This window comes from Acinetobacter sp. CAU_H_56 (assembly GCF_058599425.1).
Genome location: NZ_CM178654.1, coordinates 2,521,812 through 2,541,765, shown reverse-complemented (window position 1 = coordinate 2,541,765; position 19,954 = coordinate 2,521,812). Strand labels below are relative to the sequence as shown.

Annotated in this window: 19 protein-coding genes; 11 read left to right on the top strand and 8 right to left on the bottom strand. The window is 40.7% G+C overall.

The annotated features are described in order from the left end of the window. The first annotated feature begins 20 nt into the window (after positions 1 to 20). The 7 genes from AC4MCC_RS12025 (at position 21) to AC4MCC_RS11995 (ending at position 6,217) form a co-directional block, all read left to right on the top strand. Entirely contained in the window at positions 21 to 947 is a 927-nt protein-coding gene (locus AC4MCC_RS12025) for a branched-chain amino acid transaminase (RefSeq protein ID WP_411580591.1), read from the top strand. 396 nt (positions 948 to 1,343) lie between these two features. Continuing rightward, positions 1,344 to 2,114, top strand: coding sequence for a glycosyltransferase family protein (locus AC4MCC_RS12020; RefSeq protein WP_491885357.1), 771 nt, complete (start codon positions 1,344 to 1,346; stop codon positions 2,112 to 2,114). Between the two features lie 41 nt (positions 2,115 to 2,155). Continuing rightward, the gene (locus AC4MCC_RS12015) at positions 2,156 to 3,130 is read left to right on the top strand and encodes a Stealth CR1 domain-containing protein (protein ID WP_491885356.1); all 975 of its coding nucleotides are present in this window, start codon (positions 2,156 to 2,158) and stop codon (positions 3,128 to 3,130) included. A gap of 9 nt (positions 3,131 to 3,139) precedes the next feature. Next, complete coding sequence (locus AC4MCC_RS12010; RefSeq protein ID WP_491885355.1) at positions 3,140 to 3,904, top strand: glycosyltransferase family 25 protein; 765 nt, start codon at positions 3,140 to 3,142, stop codon at positions 3,902 to 3,904. A gap of 13 nt (positions 3,905 to 3,917) precedes the next feature. Beyond that, positions 3,918 to 4,688, top strand: a complete 771-nt coding sequence (locus tag AC4MCC_RS12005; protein ID WP_491885354.1) for a glycosyltransferase family 25 protein — start codon at positions 3,918 to 3,920, stop codon at positions 4,686 to 4,688. Next, a complete protein-coding gene (locus AC4MCC_RS12000) occupies positions 4,688 to 5,092 on the top strand; it encodes an FAD synthase family protein (protein ID WP_491885353.1) in 405 nt (134 codons plus the stop codon). Before AC4MCC_RS12005 ends, AC4MCC_RS12000 begins: the two co-directional genes overlap by 1 nt. Positions 5,093 to 5,098: 6 nt before the next feature. Continuing rightward, positions 5,099 to 6,217, top strand: coding sequence for a CDP-glycerol glycerophosphotransferase family protein (locus AC4MCC_RS11995; protein ID WP_491885352.1), 1,119 nt, complete (start codon positions 5,099 to 5,101; stop codon positions 6,215 to 6,217). On the opposite strand, the gene AC4MCC_RS11990 is transcribed toward AC4MCC_RS11995, so the two are convergent. From AC4MCC_RS11990 to AC4MCC_RS11975, 4 genes are all read right to left on the bottom strand, one after another. Continuing rightward, a complete protein-coding gene (locus tag AC4MCC_RS11990) occupies positions 6,214 to 7,080 on the bottom strand; it encodes a lysophospholipid acyltransferase family protein (protein ID WP_491885351.1) in 867 nt (288 codons plus the stop codon). The genes AC4MCC_RS11995 and AC4MCC_RS11990 overlap by 4 nt on opposite strands. Before the next feature lie 18 nt (positions 7,081 to 7,098). Further along, positions 7,099 to 7,320, bottom strand: a complete 222-nt coding sequence (locus AC4MCC_RS11985; protein WP_005232078.1) for a hypothetical protein — start codon at positions 7,318 to 7,320, stop codon at positions 7,099 to 7,101. Between the two features lie 115 nt (positions 7,321 to 7,435). Beyond that, positions 7,436 to 9,220, bottom strand: coding sequence for an aspartate--tRNA ligase (gene aspS / locus AC4MCC_RS11980; RefSeq protein WP_491885350.1), 1,785 nt, complete (start codon positions 9,218 to 9,220; stop codon positions 7,436 to 7,438). A 161-nt stretch (positions 9,221 to 9,381) separates the two neighbouring features. Then, complete coding sequence (locus AC4MCC_RS11975) at positions 9,382 to 10,146, bottom strand: DUF4184 family protein (RefSeq protein WP_491880588.1); 765 nt, start codon at positions 10,144 to 10,146, stop codon at positions 9,382 to 9,384. Between the two features lie 141 nt (positions 10,147 to 10,287). Between AC4MCC_RS11975 and znuD the strand changes: the two genes are divergently transcribed. Together znuD and AC4MCC_RS11965 are read left to right on the top strand one after the other, a co-directional pair. After that, on the top strand, positions 10,288 to 12,414 hold the full coding sequence (gene znuD / locus AC4MCC_RS11970) for a zinc piracy TonB-dependent receptor ZnuD (RefSeq protein WP_491885349.1): 2,127 nt from the start codon (positions 10,288 to 10,290) through the stop codon (positions 12,412 to 12,414). A gap of 105 nt (positions 12,415 to 12,519) precedes the next feature. Then, complete coding sequence (locus AC4MCC_RS11965; protein ID WP_491880590.1) at positions 12,520 to 13,983, top strand: phospholipase D family protein; 1,464 nt, start codon at positions 12,520 to 12,522, stop codon at positions 13,981 to 13,983. 82 nt (positions 13,984 to 14,065) lie between these two features. Here the strand turns inward: AC4MCC_RS11965 and AC4MCC_RS11960 are convergent, their stop codons facing one another. Then, positions 14,066 to 14,524, bottom strand: coding sequence for a hypothetical protein (locus tag AC4MCC_RS11960; protein WP_484457957.1), 459 nt, complete (start codon positions 14,522 to 14,524; stop codon positions 14,066 to 14,068). A 178-nt stretch (positions 14,525 to 14,702) separates the two neighbouring features. On the opposite strand from AC4MCC_RS11960, the gene AC4MCC_RS11955 reads away from it, so the two are divergent. Beyond that, complete coding sequence (locus AC4MCC_RS11955; protein ID WP_491885348.1) at positions 14,703 to 15,143, top strand: RcnB family protein; 441 nt, start codon at positions 14,703 to 14,705, stop codon at positions 15,141 to 15,143. Between the two features lie 91 nt (positions 15,144 to 15,234). Here AC4MCC_RS11955 and AC4MCC_RS11950 read toward each other — a convergent pair whose 3' ends face one another. Further along, complete coding sequence (locus tag AC4MCC_RS11950) at positions 15,235 to 15,732, bottom strand: phosphate-starvation-inducible protein PsiE (RefSeq protein ID WP_491885347.1); 498 nt, start codon at positions 15,730 to 15,732, stop codon at positions 15,235 to 15,237. 173 nt (positions 15,733 to 15,905) lie between these two features. Between AC4MCC_RS11950 and AC4MCC_RS11945 the strand changes: the two genes are divergently transcribed. After that, positions 15,906 to 16,112 carry a hypothetical protein gene (locus AC4MCC_RS11945; RefSeq protein WP_125279369.1) on the top strand — a complete coding sequence of 69 codons (207 nt, stop codon included), beginning with the start codon at positions 15,906 to 15,908 and terminating at the stop codon, positions 16,110 to 16,112. 52 nt (positions 16,113 to 16,164) lie between these two features. Here AC4MCC_RS11945 and AC4MCC_RS11940 read toward each other — a convergent pair whose 3' ends face one another. Beyond that, the gene (locus AC4MCC_RS11940) at positions 16,165 to 17,946 is read right to left on the bottom strand and encodes an acyl-CoA dehydrogenase C-terminal domain-containing protein (protein ID WP_005232064.1); all 1,782 of its coding nucleotides are present in this window, start codon (positions 17,944 to 17,946) and stop codon (positions 16,165 to 16,167) included. Between the two features lie 169 nt (positions 17,947 to 18,115). After that, positions 18,116 to 19,918 (bottom strand): acyl-CoA dehydrogenase C-terminal domain-containing protein, encoded by a 1,803-nt coding sequence (locus tag AC4MCC_RS11935; RefSeq protein ID WP_419363553.1) that lies wholly within the window; start codon positions 19,916 to 19,918, stop codon positions 18,116 to 18,118. Positions 19,919 to 19,954: the final 36 nt, after the last annotated feature.

The following is a 19,954-nucleotide window of genomic DNA, read 5'->3' as shown; positions in this document are numbered from 1 at the left end:
GAAAAATTGGAGTTTGTGGCATGAATTTGGCTGATCGTGATGGTTTCATTTGGCAAGATGGACAACTAGTAGACTGGCGTGAGGCGAAAACTCACGTATTAACACATACTTTGCATTACAGCATGGGTGTGTTTGAAGGTGTCCGTGCTTATGAAACCCCGAATGGAACGGCTATTTTCCGTCTGAAAGAACACACCAAACGTTTGCTCAATTCTGCAAAAATTTATCAAATGAAAGTTCCATTTGATCAAGCAGCTTTAGAACAAGCTCAAATTGATGTGGTTCGTGAAAATAAATTGGCATCTTGCTATTTACGTCCAATTATTTTTATTGGCTCTGAAAAATTAGGTATTGCTGCTACTGACAATACTATTCATGCTGTAGTTGCAGCGTGGAGCTGGGGTGCTTACCTTGGTGATGATGCGATGGCGAAAGGTATTCGTGTAAAAACTTCATCATTCACACACCATCATCCAAACGTGACTATGTGTAAAGCCAAAGCATCTGGTAACTACACATTATCGATTCTTGCTCACCAAGAAGTGGCACATTCTGGTTATGACGAAGCAATGCTGCTTGATCCGCAAGGCTATGTATGCCAAGGTTCAGGCGAAAACGTATTCCTGGTACGTGATGGCGTAATTCATACTCCAGACATCGCTGGTGGCGCATTAGACGGTATTACACGTCAATCGATTATTACCATTGCTAAAGACCTTGGTTATGAAGTGGTAGAACGCCGTATTACCCGTGACGAATTCTATATTGCAGATGAAGCTTTCTTCACTGGTACTGCTGCTGAAGTCACACCAATCCGTGAATATGATGACCGTCAAATTGGTGAAGGCGTACGTGGTCCAATCACAACTCAAATCCAGAAAGCTTATTTTGATGCAGTTCAGGGTAAAGACCCTAAATATGCACACTGGTTAACTTATGTAAAATAAGTGAATTAGCAAATAAAAAGGACTCATTTGAGTCCTTTTTATTTTTAGTGAACCTTCCTTAAAATATGAAAACGATTAGGTTGTTAGGTAAAGAAGTCAATAAATTGCAGAAAAAAATGACGACTCTCATATTTTGGAAAGTTATATATTCACTATAAAAATAAACGAATAAGCGTAATGAACAACTAAAATTAGTGTTGCTCTATATGTATCATTCAAATATGAACTTTATTTCGATCTAAGTTGTTGCAAAAACATTCAATTCTTGTGATGAAAAAATGAAGATTATATTTCTTTATGAGATTTGCGGTAAACTGTGCAGAAATGAAAAGCAATAGGCTCAGTCAGTACCAGTAATGGTATGATACTGATATTGCATAGGTGGATGATGGGTGCATGAACGCAAAGCAAAATGACCTTAAGACTCAGGGTGAACAATCACCTGAGCAAAATATTGTGATCTGTATGAAATGGGGCACAAAATATGGGTCTGAATATGTCAATCGCCTTTACAATATGGTGAAGCGACACACAACCGTTGATTTTCAAATGGTGTGTTTAACTGACCGAACTGAAGGGATTGATCCAAATGTGCAATGCTTTCCTATTCCACCGTTGGCTTTGCCAGAAGGTGCACCAGAACGTGGCTGGAATAAGCTCTCTACCTTTGAACCTGATCTCTATGGTTTGAAAGGCAAAGCTTTATTTTTAGATCTGGATGTTGTCATTGTCGATAATATTGATGAATTCTTTACACATCCGGGTGAGTTTCTGATTATCCATGACTGGAAACGACCATGGCGTATTACGGGTAATAGTTCAGTTTATCGCTTTAAGCTCGGAGCTTTTCCAGACCTTTTGCCATATTTCCGCGAACACTTTGATGAAATCCGCCAAAAATTCCGTAATGAGCAGGCTTATCTGTCTTGGTATGTAGACCAAGAGAAGAAACTTAGCTATTGGCCGGATAGCTGGTGCAAGAGTTATAAATATCATTGTCTGCAAAAAATTCCGATGGCTTATTTCAAGCCGCCAGTAAAGCCTGAGGGCGTAAAGATTATTATTTTCCATGGGGAAATTAATCCACCTGATGCCATTAATGGTGGTGGTGGTAAATGGTATCGCTATGTGTTGCCATCCCAGTGGATCAAGGATGCTTGGCAGTAAGTCCTAAGACTTACATAATCTGATTATTGATTAGAAAAATTATGGAAAAAATAGATTTTGTTATTACTTGGGTTGATGGTAAGGATGAAAAACATCGATTTAAAAGACAACAGTTTCAGCCTGCTAATATTGCCAAAGGTGCTGTAGAGGAAACTCGATTTGCCAGTAATAATGAAATCTACTTTTCAATTGCTTCAATTCTTAAGTATGTTCCTTATTGTGGAACAATTTATATTATTACTGATGAACAACAACCGGCAAATATTTATGATTTCGTCGAACAGGGATTATGTAATCCGGATCAGATAAAAATAATTGATCATCGAACAATATTTACTGGGTATGAGCAATACTTGCCTACATTTAACTCTTTAAGTATTGAAACTATGCTTTGGAATATTCCAAGCTTATCTCGCTATTTTATTTATTTAAATGATGATTTCTTCTTCAATTCACCTTCTGAATTTGAGGATTTTTTAGCGAATGACCAAATTAAAATTTATGGGCATTGGGAACGCAGTTCATTAATTAAAGCAAAATTTAATCTGCGCAAAGGCCTCAATAAATATTTTGGTAAGTCTTTACAGCCTAAATATACAATTGCCCAAATGCTTAGTGCTGACCTTTGTGGATTAAATCAATATTATGAAATTCATCACCGTCCCCACATAATGGATCGTGAATTTTTGAAAGAGTATTTCACAAAGTATCCTAAAATATTACATCAACAGATTAAATACCGTTTTAGAAGCGCTTTACAGTTTTTACCGGTTGGATTAAATAATCATTTAAAAATTCAAGCTAGTAAAGCGTTATTATGTGATGATATAAATATTGCTTATCTTAAAAATGAAGCCTCATTATCTTCATTTCTATCTGACTTGAATGACACAACTATTAAATTTGGCTGTGTACAAAGTTTAGATCAATTAAATCCTGAACAATCGTTAAAGATAACCTCTGCTTTAATAACTAAATTTAAAGATTATTTACCTTTATTTATTCATCATTACTAAGAGCTAGTCATGAAAGTTATAACTTATTTAATTAATTTAGACGGAAGTGATAAACGGCTGGCTGATGCAACTCTACAACTTAATAGTGTCGGTTGGGAATTCGAACGTTTTGCTGCATACGATGGGCGAGGTAAAGTTCTCTCTGAATTCACACATTATAATGATGATGAAGCGAACCAGATATTAGGTCGTAGTCTAATGAGTTCGGAGCTAGGATGTTATCTAAGTCATTATGGCTGTGCAGAAAAGTTTCTTGCTACTGATGCGGATTATCTTATCGTACTTGAAGACGATATGAAGATTGAACCAGATTTTAAAATAAAACTTGATCACCTGATTGAGTATCTAGACCAGCATAAAAACTTAGATTGGTATTTAGTGAATATTGCAGCTAAAAAGAAAAAGCTGGCAAAAAATATTACTCAAATTGAGAATATGAGTATATGGCATGCTTATTATTTTCCAATTCGTGGCTTGGGATTGATTTGGTCTCGTCAGGGAGCACAGGCTTTCGTTAACGCTGGAAAAACTATAAATATGCCAGTAGATATTTTCTTTCAAACTTGGTTAAGTAAAAATGGTAAAGGATTAGGAGTTTGGCCACCGTTAGCGAAGCCAGCGGGGGTAGATAGTGATATTTTGGGGACAGTTGCCACGCAGGGGATTTCTCGTAAAGAGAAAGAAAATCGTGCGTTTTCGTATGGTTTTAAAAAGCAAAAACGTATGTGGCGTGACCGCTGTTTCGCTTTAAAACATTTAATAAAATCAAAATAAATAATTCTGGGTTATGAAAAATATTGTTATTAGTTTAAAAACAGCTACTGCACGTCGCGAACACATTCATAAGGAATTTGGAAAGCAAAATATAAATTTTGATTTTTTTGATGCTTTGACACCAGATTTAGCCAAACCTTTAGCGGAAAAAATGCAGTTGAATGTTGGGGATGAAAATTTAACAGGTGGCGAGTTGGCATGTTTTATGAGCCATGTCTCTGTTTGGCAAAAGATGGTCGACGAGAAGATTCCATATATTGCAGTATTTGAAGATGATGTTTTTTTGGGCCAAGATGCATTCTCAATTTTTAGTACATCTGCATGGATTCAAGAAGACTGGCATATTATTAAAACTGAAGCATTCTCCGAAAAAGTTTTATTAGCGAAAGATACATATAATATCGAAAATACTGACCATGAAATTAAAAGGTTAACTAGTAAAAACTTAGGAACGGCTGGATATATTTTGTCCTTAAAAGGGGCAAAGGAATATCTAAGTTACATCAAGAAAAATCCTTTAGTTCCTTTGGATGAGATGATGTTTAGAGACTTTATTCAAACTAAGCAATGTGATGTTTATCAAATGTCACCAGCTATTTGTATACAAGAAATGATGCTCTACCCCGAAAAAAATACTGTCCTTTCAAGTGAGCTTTTTACAGAGCGTCGTGCTCGTATGAAAAAAATGAAGAAGAAAGGAATAGCTAAAATCAGACTCGAAATCGTACGAGTTTTCACGCATCTGAAATCAATAATATTTGCAAAAAAAGTAGGTTTTAAATAGTGTCTCACCAAACTAATAAACGTGTAATCACCTTTGGAACTTTTGATTTATTTCATATTGGCCATTTAAATATTTTACGTAGAGCTGCAGCTTTAGGTAATCAATTAATCGTTGGAGTATCTACAGATAGATTAAATTTAAGTAAGAAAAATAGAGCTCCAATCTATTGTCAAAATTCAAGAGCAGATATTATCCAATCTCTTAAGTTTGTTCATGAGGTTTTTTTTGAAGAGTCTTTAGAACAAAAGCGACAATACATACTTGAGCATCGTGCGGATATCTTGGTCATGGGTGATGATTGGGCGGGACGTTTTGATGAGTTAAATGATATTTGTGAAGTGGTTTACTTAAAAAGAACACCTTCAATTTCTACAACTGAAATTATCGAGATCATTAAAGAGTAGATTGACATGATCGATAAATTATTTAAACAGTTAATCTATTTTTTCTCAGGTTGGATAAAACGAGATTCTTCAAAATGGTTGTTTGCCAGTCATAATGACTTTGGCGGTAATGCACGATATCTGTTTGAAGACCAATATAACCCAGCTGATATTAGGAAAATATGGATAGCAACTAACAAGCATGAATATCAGCTTGTTAAGGACTTGGGGTATGAATGCTATTTAAAAGGAAGTTTTAAGGCAAAATTTCATGCGTTGACTGCAAAAAAATATATTTATACATGTTATGTGTCTGATATAGGTTATCAATATAGTCGTAATACAATATGTATTAACTTATGGCATGGAATTCCTTTAAAAAAAATTGAATTTGATATTCAAAAAGGTCCTCTGGTCAAAAAATTTAATGGCTCTTTTATTAGTCGATTAAAGCATCCAGAAATTTATCGAAAACATGATTATGTCTTGTGTCCTTCGAATTATGTTTATGAATATTCTTTTGCGTCAGCCTTTAAAATTTCAGAAAAACAAATATTAAAGTTTGCATACCCTAGATCTATATTTTTACAGAATATGATTAAGCAAACAAAAAAAACGAATTTTTTATATGTGCCTACATGGCGAGATAATGGAAGAGATTTATTATCTTTAGATGCATTAGATTTAGACTTAATTGATCAATTTTGTAGAGAAAGGGATTGTTACTTCAATATTAAATTTCACCCCAATACTAATATTGAAATTGATATTCAAAATTATACTAATATTTCAGTTGTTAATAATAAGGATGATCCTAATCGATGTCTTGCAGATGCAGATTATTTGATTACAGATTATTCCTCTATTTTCTTTGATTACTTAGTATTTAATAAGCCAATTTTGTTCTATGTATATGACGAAATAGAGTACAAATCAGAAAGCCGAGAAATTTATGCTAATGTAGAAAATATTGATTGTGGGCCAAAAATCTATAGTCAATCTGAATTGTTTACCGCTATGCAAGAACTATTGGAGGGGAATGATGAATATATGAGTAAGAGAGCAAATATTATTAAAAAATATAGTCTAAGATCAAAAGACATAAATAATAAGAAGTTATATGATTATTTATATCAAAATGTTTAAAGCCGGTAAGCGTTTTTTTGATTGAGTAAACGTCTAAACCTTTTATAACCCCACAAATACTGCTCTGGAGCAATGTTAATCATTCGCTCCATTTCCTTGTTTAAGGTATCTACAGAAAGCTGTAAGTCTTTAGAGAGAATATCTGTTGATAATTTAGTTACATGAATATCAAAGCCGTTTAGATCATCATGACGTAGACAACTCAAGCCAATTACAGAGCATTGGGTTTTTGCAGCCAATTTAGAGAGCAGGGTAGAAGAGAGAGCATTCTGTCCATAAAAAGGTGAGTAAATACCACCACTTTCTTTAGGCACATGGTCAGGAAGAATGGCAGCGAATCCACCCTGTTTTAAATGTTTGAATAAAGCCCGTACTCCCGTTTCATCAGTCGGAACAAGGGTAGCATTTAAACGTTGCCGTGCTTCGAGCATAAACCGATCGACATCAGGATTTTTACTTGGCTTATACATGATGACTGGGCTAGTGTGTTGATTCACCCAGGCATTAAGTAGCTCCCAAGTGCCAAAATGAGGAACGACTGCTAAAGTTCCATTCGGGTTTTTCAGTGCATCAGTAAAAATTTCCGGATGATGAATATTCCGAATCTGTTTTAATGCAAATTCAGGTTCAGAACCCCAAATTTTGACTGATTCGGCATAGGTCATACATTGGCTTTGAACACTTCGTTTTGCCAGTCGTGTACGTTCCGATGCTGACAGTTCAGGATAGGCAATTCCTAAATTAATTTCTGTAGTACGACGAATCGAGGAATTTGTAATATAGAGAAGTGATCCAACACTTTTCGCCAAATTTTGAATGAATCTTAACGGGAGTTTGGAGAGGTTTTTGAGTAATGCGTACATAATGTGCAGCTTGCCTGATTAAGATTCTTGATCAGGATTGCCTTTAAGCACCATATAAATCAAACCTACAAAAATGACAAGTGCACCTAAAATACTGCTCAGGCAGAAGTACACAATACGGTCATTGGTGTCCAGATTAAACAGGTTGTTTGCAAGGATATAGCGCATGAACAGCCATTGTACGACTGAAAACACGATCAGCATGATGCCACGGTTACGAACAGCAGGACGCATCGCCATTGCCAAATCACCTAAAAATAGAAACTGAAGCTATTATGCCACTGTCGTGCAGGCTTCTCAATGCAATAAAAAAGCCCTGCTAGAACAGGGCTTTTTTACTTAAATCATCAAGAAATTATTCTTGAGATTCAGCTTTTGGTTTTTCACGTAAGCGAATACCCAAATCACGTAGTTGAGTTGATTCAACTGGTGCAGGTGCTTGAGTCAATGGACATTCAGCAGTTTTGGTTTTCGGGAATGCAATCACGTCACGGATTGAAGATGCACCAGTCATCAACATGACTAGACGGTCAAGACCGAATGCCAAACCACCGTGAGGAGGCGCACCGAATTTCAATGCATTTAACAGGAAGCTGAATTTCTCTTCTGCTTCTTCTTCAGAAATACCCAGCGCTTCAAAGATCGCTTTTTGCATTTCCAAAGTATAAATACGCAGTGAACCACCACCGATTTCAGTACCGTTCAATACCATATCGTAAGCCACAGACAATGCTTCGCCTGGATTATTCTTCACATCTTCAACGCTTGATTTCGGAAGCGTGAATGGATGGTGAACAGAAGTCCATTTACCATCATCAGTTTCTTCGAACATTGGGAAGTCAACCACCCAAAGTGGAGCCCATTCGCAAGTTGCAAGGTTCATGTCATGACCAATTTTCACACGAAGTGCGCCCATTGCATCATTCACAACTTTAGCTTTGTCTGCACCGAAGAAGACGATATCGCCATTTTCAGCACCAACACGATTCAATAGATCCAGCACGATAGGCTCGATGAATTTAACGATAGGTGATTGAAGACCTTCGATACCTTTTTCAAGTTCGTTGACTTTGATGTAAGCCAGACCTTTCGCACCATAGATACCAACGAATTTAGTATATTCATCGATTGCACTACGTGGCAGTGAGCCCGCACCTGGTACACGAAGCGCAACAATACGCCCTTTAGGATCTTTCGCAGGACCTGCGAATACTTTGAACTCGACGTCTTGCATCAAGTCTGCAACATCGACAAGTTTCAAAGGAATACGTAAGTCTGGTTTGTCAGAAGCATAGTCACGCATTGCTTCTGAATAAGGCATGCGTTGGAATTTGTCGAATTTGATGCCAAGAAGTTCGTCGAACATCTTAACAGTCATGCCTTCCATCAAATCCATAATATCGTCATCGCTCATGAACGATGTTTCGATGTCGATTTGAGTGAATTCAGGCTGACGATCTGCACGTAAGTCTTCGTCACGGAAACATTTAGCGATCTGATAGTAACGATCTACACCACCTACCATTAACAACTGTTTGAACAGCTGTGGTGATTGTGGAAGAGCATAGAAGCTACCATTAGATACACGGCTTGGAACTAAGTAGTCACGCGCACCTTCAGGGGTCGCACGAGTCAAGATCGGAGTTTCAACGTCCAGGAAACCGTGATCGTCTAAATAGTTACGGATCAGGTTGGTCACTTTAGAACGGAAACGTAAACGATCGATCATTTCAGGACGACGGATGTCCAAGAAACGATATTTCAAACGGATTTCTTCAGAAATGCTTGTGTTTTCGTCATTTAATGGGAATGGAGGAGTTTCGGATTGAGCAAGAACTTCGATTTCTTTACCCAATACTTCGATTTGACCACTCACCATGTTGGCATTTTCAGTACCCGCATAACGGCGACGTACACGGCCTGTAATTTTTAATACGTATTCAGAACGTGCTTTGTCTGCTGTTGCAAACGCTTCAGGTGTATCTGGGTCGATAACCACTTGAACAAGACCGTCACGGTCACGCATGTCAAGGAAAATGACACCACCGTGGTCACGGCGACGGTGTACCCAACCGCATAATGTTACGGTCTGGTCAATTTGAGCTTCGGTTAAAGAACCGCAGTAATGAGTTCGCATCATAGCGTTAAAAATCCAACTATATGGGTTAAGGAAGCGTATACGTAAACAGCGTACCGCCTTTAGCAAAGGTAGGATTATGCCTCTTTGGGCATGTTGTCACAAGAACTTGAGGCAAAAACAGTATCATTTTAAAGTGAATAAGCAGGAAGTAGGAGATTTTCCTAGCCCATACGCCGATCACGATCCAGAAATAAAAATAGCAGACAGCCCAGACTAAAAGTGATTAAAAAGCCTTGGCTAAATTCATTGATAGAGCGGCCGGTAAAATAATACAGATTAGAACGCCAAGCATCATCCGGAATATAGCGTATATAGTCCCATGTCGAAAATAAACCTGTGAGCGTAGATAGACCGAATAGACCCCAGCAAAAGATGAGGATCTTGTGACTGACGCTTAGATATTGCCGATGAGTTTTATAGTAATGCAGACTCATCCACAGAATAAAAGGTAGCGCAAGAGCAGAAGTGCCGATCTGTAAAATCCGGTGTAGGGGATAAGTTCGTCCTAAAATTTGATACTGCTGGCTGAGAATGTCATAAAAGGCAAAGGTTCGAAAATCCGCATGGGTGAGACCATCCCAAATAATATGGGTGGCTGTCCCAATCACCACTGCAATACACATAGCGCAAATAAATCTGAACGCTGAAAATAGATTATGAATGTTTAAATCATGCTGTATGCCAATGAAACGATAAATCACTGGCCGGTAAATCAGGTACCAGACCGCACAAAAAATAAGACCAATCCATAAATCGGGGTGAATCAGCGAAGACCATAAATGGGTGATATTAGAATTTTTATGGGTGAAAAGCCGGTATAGGTCTGGAACCATACTGCCAATTGCTAGCGCAGCAACAGGAAGCCGGTTGCCGGTCAAATATGAAATAGGCGGTGCGAGTACAGCATGGGATAAAGTAAAGGGCATAAAAAATAGTGTTTTACTACAATGAAAAATATTCAAACGACATTCTAATAAAATATCTCATTGATTACCGTAAAGGATTGCAAAAGCAATGAAATGTTATATTATAACAATATTCGAAATTGCTGAATTTGAGCTTGGGTCATGTCCTTTTCTAAGAATCTAATAACACTCTCAATTTTTGCTGTAGTTGCGCCTACAGTATTTGCAGAACAGTCATCTTCTTCTATTCCTGTACAAACCATGGATACCATTCAGGTACAAGCTCATCCACTGGTACAGACTGCGGCCGATTTTGCAGTTGCTGATCTGATGGTGGACCAGAAAGCTTTGTCTGAACGTGCAACGACTATTGGTGATGCGCTGGCAGATGAACTTGGGGTGTATTCAAATCAGTATGGGACCGGAGCGAGCCGACCGGTAATTCGAGGACAAGATGGTCCACGTGTCAAAGTTTTGCAGCATGCTTCCGAAACGGCTGATGTATCTACTCTATCTCCTGACCATGCGGTGACGGTTGATCCGATTCTGGCCAAACAGGTCGAAGTGATTCGCGGCCCATCAACTTTGCTTTATAGCGCGGGAACCGTCGGTGGTCTGGTCAATGTCACTGACCAGAAAATCCCTACCCAAATGCCGGAAGATGGTCTGGAAGGGACTGTTGGACTACGTTACAACTCGGGCAGTGATGAAAAACTGGCAAGTGCAGGCGTGACTGCTGCAGTCGGTGAAAATTTTGCGCTACGTGTCGAAGGTACTAAACACAAAGCCAATGACTATATTGCGCCTGATTATGTAGTAGAAGAACCTCATAGCGATCATTCACATTTTCACAAAGAACGTCGTGTAGGCAATACTTTTGCTGAAGGCCAGACTGTAAATATTGGTGGGTCATGGATTCATGATCGTGGTTTTGTGGGGCTATCTTATAGTAACCGTCAGGATGAATATGGCTTGCCGGGGCATAGTCATGAATATCATGGCTGTGTATTGCATGGTGATCATTTCCATGGCTGTCCAGAGCCGGGGGCTGCCGTAGAGCATGAAGAAGAACATGGCGGACCATGGGTAGACCTAAAATCTGAACGTTATGAGGTACGTACTGAACTGGAACAGCCTTTTGCCGGTTTTGACAAGTTACGTGCCCATGCCAGTTTTACTGATTATGAGCATGATGAGCTGGAAGAAAATGAAGTCATTAGTAATTTCAAAAGCAAAGGCTACGATGGTCGTTTAGAACTAGTCCATGTTCCGGTTGCTGGTTGGGAAGGAGTAATTGGCACCCAATATAGCCAGCAGAAAATCAATCTGGCTGCTACTGAACATGATCATCATGAAGATGGTGACGAGGATAATGAAGAACATCATGTTCATGGTTCAAGCGTGGTCATGCCAGATACTAAAACTGAAAAATACAGTCTGTTTGCCCTAGAGCATAAACAACTCGGTGATGTGCATGTCGAACTGGGTGCACGTGTCGATCATCAAAAAGTACAAGTTGAATCTAAACAGAAAAATTATTCAGGCACAGGCGTCTCTGCTTCAGCAGCGGCGAATTGGGAATTTGCCCCGAACTATAAGTTATCCATTGTAGGTTCACATCAGCAACGTTTACCATTGGCGCAAGAGTTGTATGCCAATGGCCTGCATTTTGCCACCAATACCTATGAAGTCGGTAATCCTGATCTGGAAAAAGAAAGCTCGAATAACCTAGAGCTGGGTTTCGAATATGAAGGTGATAAGCTGGATTATCATGCGCATATTTACCATAACTGGTTTGATGACTATATCTACGGTGCGACTACGGCCAGAAATGGAAATTTGCGTGGGGTAGAATATACTCAAGATAAAGCTCGTTTCTATGGGGCTGAAGCGGAAGCTACTTATGCATTAAATGACACATACAAGTTTGGTGTATTCGGTGATTACGTACGCGGCAAAATTGAGGGTGAAAATGCACCCCGTATTCCAGCAGGCCGCTTAGGAACCAAGGTTGAAGCAGACTTTGCCGATGGCTGGTCAGGAATGGCAGAGTATTATCATGTCTTTAATCAGGACAAAACGGCCAGTTATGAAGATGAAACCCAAGGCTATAACATGGTCAATGTCGGTCTAAGCTATGCCAATAGCATTGCTGATAAAAATGCCTATCGGGTTTATTTTAAAGCCAATAATCTGCTCGATGATCAGGTCTATTCGCATAGCTCATTCCTGTCGAATATTCCGCAAGTCGGACGTAATTTCACAGTCGGCGTACAATATGATTTCTAGGATTCAGATGAAATAACTGACTGAATCCAAGTACTGTCACTGAAATAGACTTGAAAAATCATCAGATTAAACCTAGCCTGAGCATATTGGGTTAGGTTTTTTCTTATGCGTATCTTTCAACGAATTCACAATAAACTGAACTGGTCAAACCGCCGTTATGCGGCCTTGATCATTGGTGTGCTGATGGCCAGTTATCTGGCTTCAGCAATTTATCATACTTATAAACCGTTACCTGAAGGGCTGAATTACACGGGTAAGCTGCGCCACGCACAGGTGAAATTTCTGGTCGATCAGACTTATCTGGATGCACAGGGCAAGCAACAACTGGATCATCAGATTTTTAATGAAATGCTGAAGATGGTTGAGGAAGCAAAATCCCTGATCGTGCTGGATATGTTCCTGTTTAATCAGCAAACCGGTGCCTCTAAACAGGAACATCAGGCACTCAGCAAACAGCTCACAGAGGCCTTACTTAACAAGCGATTAATGCAGCCTGAAGTGGAAATCAAATTTATTACCGATCCGATTAATTCTGTCTACGGTGGAATTACAGCACAGCATTATCGTGAACTGCGTCAGGCAGGGGTGGATGTAATCGAAACCAATCTGACACCGCTGCGTGCTTCTAATCCAAGCTGGTCAGGTTTCTGGTATCTGTGCTGTCAGGGGATTGGCAATAATCCGGAAAAAGGCTGGTTGCCGAATCCGTTTGGTCCAGAAAAAGTGACCTTACGCAGTTATTTCGATTTGTTTAATTTCAAAGCCAATCATCGTAAAACACTGGTCGTCGATACAGATCAGGGCTGGAAAGCACTGGTCACTTCAATGAACCCCCATGATGGCAGTTCACGGCATTCCAATATCGGTCTACTGGTTTGGGGCAGAACAGCGATTGATATTCTTGCGACAGAACAGGCGGTCGGGATCATGTCTCAAGCCAATATGCCGGCTGTGATTGCAGGTGAGTTTGAAGCAGAAAAAAAACAGCCTCAAGTTCAGGTGCTAACTGAAAAAGCCATTTATGAGGGAGTTCTAAAGCTGCTTGAAACGGCGAAAGCAGATGAGCAGATTGATCTGGCCATGTTCTATCTGTCAGAACGTAAGATTGTGAAAGGGTTGATTGCAGCGCATGAGCGCGGAGTGAAACTTCGGGTTTTACTTGATCCAAATAAAGATGCATTTGGTCGTGAAAAAAATGGCATTCCTAACCGGCAGGTGGCTTCAGAACTGCATAAAGCTGGTATTCCGGTACGCTGGTGTAATACTCAAGGCGAGCAATGTCACAACAAAATTCTGATGAAATCCGGTGCCCAGCAAGCTGAAATGATTTTAGGTTCCGCCAATTTCACGGCACGTAATCTGAAAAATTATAATCTGGAAACCAATCTGCGTGTGGTGGGTCAGCCTCAGGCAGAAGTCTTTAGCGATGCGCAGCAGTATTTCAATACGGCCTGGTCTAATTTGAATGGCCGTTCCATGAGCGTGGACTATGCTCAATATGCTGAAGAGTCATTCTGGAAATACTGGCTCTATCGTTTTATGGAATGGAGTGGCTGGTCGACGTTTTGATTTTAAATCCCTCCTAACCTCCCTTTAAAAAAGGGAGGAAAGTCCCTCTTTATCAAAGAGGGATTTAGGGAGATTTCTAGTATTAGCTTTTCGGTTCCGGATTCGGCGGAACCAGTTGATCCAGTTCTTTATCTGTCAACTCATCCAGTTCAGAAATATCAGTCTTGATTTTCCATTGTGCTTCATCATCCACCGGATTTGGTAAACGTGCTTCTAGCCAGTCACATACCACATCTGGTGGAAAGTCGGCATGATTGCACTGGATCACCCAAGACAGGAAATCTTTAGCGACACCATTCATATAAGGCGGTGGAGAAACTGGCAGAAACTGAGTCGGCAGGCGCTCATTTTTAGAAATATAGTTCAGGACATGACCCAATTCCTGCACAGTTTGCCATGCTAAAGGATGATCAACATTGATCTGAAATTTAAACCACCAGGCCTGTTTCCCATCCGAGCCATAGCTATCAATCAGTCCTTTTTGAACACTGGGTACCTTGCAAAAATATTCATATAAACGATCGAAATTTAAATCAGACACAGTATGCAACTCAAAGCATTAAAAAGGTGATATTAGCATACGCACTTCAGCGCTCATCACGCAAGCTGATTAAAGTCATGGAATCAATTACAAAACTTTGCAGCGGCAGGGGATTTATCCATATTTTCTGCATGGATTTTGGTTAAAATATGGACAGAAATTTTTGGAGGACGCACTTATGAAAACATTAGCTTCAGGTGCATTGCTGGCTTCATTTCTGTTCGGTATTGCAGCGCCCGCTTGGGCGGATAATGCCTGGGTAGGCTATACTGGTATTGATCGTTCTAAACCTCAACATCGTCCTCCATCGCGTCCTCATTATGCACCGCAGCCGCCTCATTCGCAGCGGCCCTATTATCCGCAACGTCCGTCCCATGGCGGATATTATCCTCCTGCACAGAGCCAAAGCGGGTTCAATATCCAGTATCAGGCACCGACTACGATTTACCAGAATTCCAATAGCTATAGTTGGGTTAATGGTGATCCAAATGTGGCCTACATTGAAAGTTCGAGATATACAGTGATTACTGACTGGCAGCGTTTGGGATTGCCGGCACCACCACGCGGAAGTTACTGGATTTATGAAAATGGACGTTATGTGTTGATGAATAACCGTTAAAAGAAATTCCCTCTCTTGTTAGGAGAGGTGATTAATTACCCTCTTGCGAAGCAGTGCTTCTCACCTTTTACAAAGGGGGACTTTTCTATGACTATGCCAACTCATCATCTTCCGGGCGTGGGGTTTTACCTTCTGGTAATGGCTTTTCGCTATGCTTGTCACGAATGACGGATGGATAGGTCCAGGACGCATAACGGACCACCAGAATGGCAAAAGCCAAAATCAGAATCGAGCCGGTAATAATGACCTGATCCATGCTGGCTTTGTGCGTATGTTGAATATCAGAAATCAGTAAACGGGTCAGGGCAGTAATCGCAATATAAATCAGGAACCGAACCGGCATATGATTGGTCTTGAAATAAATGCCGACCATGGCACCAAGTTCCAGATAGATAAACAGTAAAAGAATATCATCGATAGAGGCAAACTGTTTGACGGTTAAAATGTCAAATACGGTATGACCTGCGGACCAGATCACCATACAGCCAATAATAAACAGCGCAAGATAATGGAAACTTTCAACGGCAAGGTTGCCAAAACGGTCGAGGAGAGTTTCTATTCTTTTTACTTTAGACTCAGATTTACTCATGTTCTCCTCCAGATTTTTCATGTGAAATAACATATGAACAGGAAAGAACTAGCAAAGATCATGCACAAAAAGAGAAAAATAAAATAAAAGTGAAATTATTCGAACTTTTGCACTTTTTTTGCACTAACTTGTTATATTGTATGAGAACTACATTGAATAAATAGGAGAAAAAAATGTTGGACAAAATTCAAACAAAAATTAGTCAATTAGAAGCAGGAAAAAAATTAATCCTGGGCACGGGGATCAAGGCTGAAGAGATGCAAAAAGTGCTTGAACTGTGTGAATCTCTAGAGTCGCAAGGGGGAATTAAAATAGTAAATAAGCATTTCAATCCTAAAATAACGACGCAACCAGATACAATTTTGATTGAAAAAGTATAATGTATAAAAAGCCCTGCAGATGCAGGGCTTTTTATATGGATTCACGTCAAGATTAAGCTTGAGTTGTGAAGTAATCTTCAGAGAAATTCATCACTACTTCGCAACCAGCTTTCACTTTAGTGATACGCAGTGCTAGTTCAGGCAAGATGCGTTGCGTGAAATAACGCGCAAGCGCAAGTTTGTTTTGGTAGAACTCACCATCTTTGTCTTTTGCAGCATTAGCAATACGTGCAAACATATAAGAGAAGCTCAATAGGCCTACTGCGTGTAGATAATCAACCGCTGCAGCATTTGGGAATTCTGCATTTTCGCCAGCAGCTTCAAGCACGAACTGAGTCAATGATTCGACTTCAGTAGCTGCATCTAAAGTTGCATCTTTAATGAAGTTCAGGTCTGCATCTAACTGGTTCGCAAAGTCGCGGATTTCTTCGATGTATTCACCGATGTACGCACCGCCACATTTAATGGTTTTACGGCCGATTAAATCTTGTGACTGAACACCGTTGGTTCCTTCGTAAATCTGTGAAATACGCAGGTCGCGGATACACTGTTCCATACCCCATTCACGGATATAACCATGTCCACCAAAGACCATTTGTGCATCTAGGGTTGCTTGGAATGCAGTATCCGTCAGGTAAGCTTTTGCAATTGGTGTCAACAGTGCCACACGGTCATTGGCTTTTTTCACGGCTTCAGGATCAGTCGAGAACTTGGTGATGTCCAGTTGTTGACCTACATAGACTGCAAATGCACGAGATGCTTCGTTGTTTGCACGAACATTCAGCAACATACGACGTACATCACCATGTACCAAAATGCTGTCTGCCGGTTTAGCCGGTGATTGAGCACCAAGTGCACTACGACCCTGTAAACGGTCTGTCGCGTATTGTGCAGCATTTTGATAAGCAAATTCTGAAGCGCCTAGGCCCTGGATGCCCATAGACAGACGTTCGTAGTTCATCATCACGAACATGGCTGCCAGACCTTCGTTTTCTTTACCCACCAGGTAACCTTTGGCACCGTCAAAGTTCATAACGCATGTTGCAGATGCCTTGATTCCCATTTTGTGTTCGATTGAACCTGGGCCAACCGGGTTACGTTCGCCAATTGAACCATCTTCATTGACCAGGAACTTCGGTACGATGAACAGGGAAATACCGCGAGAGCCGGCAGGCGCATCAGGCGTTTTTGCCAGCACCAGGTGAATGATGTTTTCAGCAAGATCGTGGTCACCACCGGTGATAAAGATTTTGGTACCGGTAATGCTATACGTACCATCTTCATTACGTTCAGCTTTGGTTTTGATAATACCCAGATCAGTACCGGCATGTGGTTCAGTTAAGCACATGGTGCCTGACCATTCGCCAGAATAGATTTTAGGAAGATAGGTTTCTTTTTGCTCTTGAGATGCATAGCTGTTTAAAGCCATACCTGCACCCACAGAAAGAAGCGGGTAGAGCATGAAAGATGGGTTGGTTGCAAACAGCATTTCATCAGAAAGTACGGTAAGCATTTTCGGCATTTCCTGGCCGCCCCATTCTGCATCGGCACCCAGACCGATCCAGCCACCTTCAGCATATTGTTTGAATGCTTCTTTAAAGCCAGCAGGTGTGGTGACATTGCCATTTTCATATTTTGCGCCTTCTTCATCACCGGTACGGTTTAGAGGAAGCATGACGTTTTGCGCAAACTTCGCCATTTCTTCAAGAATGGCTTCTGCTGTGGCAGTATCCAAGTGGGCAAGATTTTCATTCGCCTGCCAGAACTGTTCTGCATTGAAAACATCATTCAGGATGAATTTCATGTCAGCAAGTGGCGCGTTATAAATTGGCATAGTATGTCACCTGTTTTATTGTTTAATTGGATTGTTTTGGCCCAGTCTAAAGCATTAAAAATCTGAATGTTAGACGACTAAAGGTTAATTCTGTAACTCTTTATAAAGAAAAAGGACTGCCTGAAGATGACCGTCCTTTTTCTTATTATGCATTTAAAACTGCATCAGCTTAGAATGCGAAATGTTCAGCATCTAAAGACATAAGCGGTTCTACACCAGTTGCAATCACGTCAACGTGAGAACGAACACGTGGCAGGATTTTCTTGAAGTAGAAGCGTGCAGTCGTCAATTTGGCATTGTAGAAGTCTGCATCAGTGGTACCTGCAGCAAGAGTTTCTTGAGCAACCAGTGCCATACGAGCCCACAGGTAAGCCAGTGTTACATAACCAGAGAAGTACAGGTAATCTACTGCAGCTGCGCCCACTTCTTCAGGGTTTTGCATCGCACGCATACCAATCTGCATGGTCAGGTCTCCCCATTCTTTGTTCAATGCCGCAAGCGGTTCAACAAATTCTTTCATTGCAGAATTGTCTTTGTTCGCTTCCGCAAATTTATGGATGATCTTGGTGAAGTCTTTCAACATCGCACCTTGAGTACCCAGTACTTTACGGCCTAACAGATCCAGTGCTTGAATCTCAGTCGTACCTTCGTACAGGCAGGCAATACGTGTATCACGTACGATTTGTTCCATGCCATGCTCAGAGATAAAGCCGTGACCACCGAAGACTTGAACACCATGTTTCGCAGCTTCTGAACCAGTTTCAGTCAGGAATGCTTTTGCGATTGGAGTTAATAGCGACAGGATATTGTCAGCGAACTTGCGCTCTTCTTCAGAAGTACCTTGTTCAACCACATCAGCATATTGAGCCAACAGGTAAACCAGTGCACGACCACCTTCAGCAAATGCTTTTTGAGTTAAAAGCATGTTACGTACAGCTGGGTGAACGATAATTGGATCTGCTTCTTTTTCAGGTGCCTTAGGACCAGAAAGAGAGCGCATTGCCAGACGGTCTTTAGCATAAGTTAAAGCGCCTTGGAACGCTGCTTCAGATGCAGACAGACCTTGTACGGCAGTACCGATACGTGCAGTGTTCATGAACGTGAACATGCAGTTCAGACCACGGTTTTCAGGACCGATCAGGAAGCCTTTTGCGTTATCGAAGTTGATGACACAAGTTGCGTTACCATGGATCCCCATTTTGTGTTCGATTGAACCACAACGTACACCGTTACGCTCGCCGATTGAACCGTCAGCATTCAGGTTGAATTTTGGTACGATGAACAGAGAAATACCTTTAGTACCTTTAGGCGCGCCAGGCAGACGAGCAAGTACGATGTGGATGATGTTCTCTGCCATGTCGTGTTCACCAGCAGAGATAAAGATTTTCTCGCCAGAGATTGCATAGCTACCATCAGTTTGTGGTTCAGCTTTAGTACGGATGATGCCGAGGTCAGAACCTGCATGAGATTCAGTCAGACACATGGTACCTGTCCATTCACCTGAAACCAGTTTAGGCAGGTAAGCGTCTTTTTGTTCTTGAGAACCGTGGTGTTCTAAAGTACGAACTGCACCATGAGATAGACCAGGGTACATACCCCATGCCCAGTTCGCAGTACCCACCATTTCAGAAATAGTGATACCTAAAGAATTTGGTAAGCCTTGACCGCCGTATTGCTCTTCAGCAGAAAGAGAAGGGAAGCCTAGCTCGATGTATTTTTGGTACGCTTCTTTAAAGCCAGTCGGTGTTGTTACAACGCCGTCATTCCAGGTACAACCTTCACGGTCGCCAACTTGGTTTAGAGGAGATAATTCATTTTCACAGAAGTCAGCTGCAGCTTCTAGGTACTGATCAACCAACTCACGGCTTACGTTTTCTTGAAACGCAGGAAGTTTTGCGTAATGTTCTTCAGCATTTAATAATTCGTGTAGAACGAATTGCATGTCACGTAAGGGCGCTTTGTATTGTGGCATATCGGTTTCCTCAATACTGGTTTAGACCAGCGTTAT

What these genes read in the sequence shown, in the direction of transcription:
- AC4MCC_RS12025 (WP_411580591.1), top strand. Translation starts at nt 21, where the DNA reads ATGAATTTGGCTGATCGTGATGGTTTCATTTGGCAAGATGGACAACTA.
- AC4MCC_RS12020 (WP_491885357.1), top strand. Translation starts at nt 1,344, where the DNA reads ATGAACGCAAAGCAAAATGACCTTAAGACTCAGGGTGAACAATCACCT.
- AC4MCC_RS12015 (WP_491885356.1), top strand. Translation starts at nt 2,156, where the DNA reads ATGGAAAAAATAGATTTTGTTATTACTTGGGTTGATGGTAAGGATGAA.
- AC4MCC_RS12010 (WP_491885355.1), top strand. Translation starts at nt 3,140, where the DNA reads ATGAAAGTTATAACTTATTTAATTAATTTAGACGGAAGTGATAAACGG.
- AC4MCC_RS12005 (WP_491885354.1), top strand. Translation starts at nt 3,918, where the DNA reads ATGAAAAATATTGTTATTAGTTTAAAAACAGCTACTGCACGTCGCGAA.
- AC4MCC_RS11995 (WP_491885352.1), top strand. Translation starts at nt 5,099, where the DNA reads ATGATCGATAAATTATTTAAACAGTTAATCTATTTTTTCTCAGGTTGG.
- AC4MCC_RS11990 (WP_491885351.1), bottom strand. Translation starts at nt 7,080, where the DNA reads ATGTACGCATTACTCAAAAACCTCTCCAAACTCCCGTTAAGATTCATT.
- AC4MCC_RS11985 (WP_005232078.1), bottom strand. Translation starts at nt 7,320, where the DNA reads ATGGCGATGCGTCCTGCTGTTCGTAACCGTGGCATCATGCTGATCGTG.
- aspS (WP_491885350.1), bottom strand. Translation starts at nt 9,220, where the DNA reads ATGATGCGAACTCATTACTGCGGTTCTTTAACCGAAGCTCAAATTGAC.
- AC4MCC_RS11975 (WP_491880588.1), bottom strand. Translation starts at nt 10,146, where the DNA reads ATGCCCTTTACTTTATCCCATGCTGTACTCGCACCGCCTATTTCATAT.
- znuD (WP_491885349.1), top strand. Translation starts at nt 10,288, where the DNA reads ATGTCCTTTTCTAAGAATCTAATAACACTCTCAATTTTTGCTGTAGTT.
- AC4MCC_RS11965 (WP_491880590.1), top strand. Translation starts at nt 12,520, where the DNA reads ATGCGTATCTTTCAACGAATTCACAATAAACTGAACTGGTCAAACCGC.
- AC4MCC_RS11955 (WP_491885348.1), top strand. Translation starts at nt 14,703, where the DNA reads ATGAAAACATTAGCTTCAGGTGCATTGCTGGCTTCATTTCTGTTCGGT.
- AC4MCC_RS11950 (WP_491885347.1), bottom strand. Translation starts at nt 15,732, where the DNA reads ATGAGTAAATCTGAGTCTAAAGTAAAAAGAATAGAAACTCTCCTCGAC.
- AC4MCC_RS11945 (WP_125279369.1), top strand. Translation starts at nt 15,906, where the DNA reads ATGTTGGACAAAATTCAAACAAAAATTAGTCAATTAGAAGCAGGAAAA.
- AC4MCC_RS11940 (WP_005232064.1), bottom strand. Translation starts at nt 17,946, where the DNA reads ATGCCAATTTATAACGCGCCACTTGCTGACATGAAATTCATCCTGAAT.
- AC4MCC_RS11935 (WP_419363553.1), bottom strand. Translation starts at nt 19,918, where the DNA reads ATGCCACAATACAAAGCGCCCTTACGTGACATGCAATTCGTTCTACAC.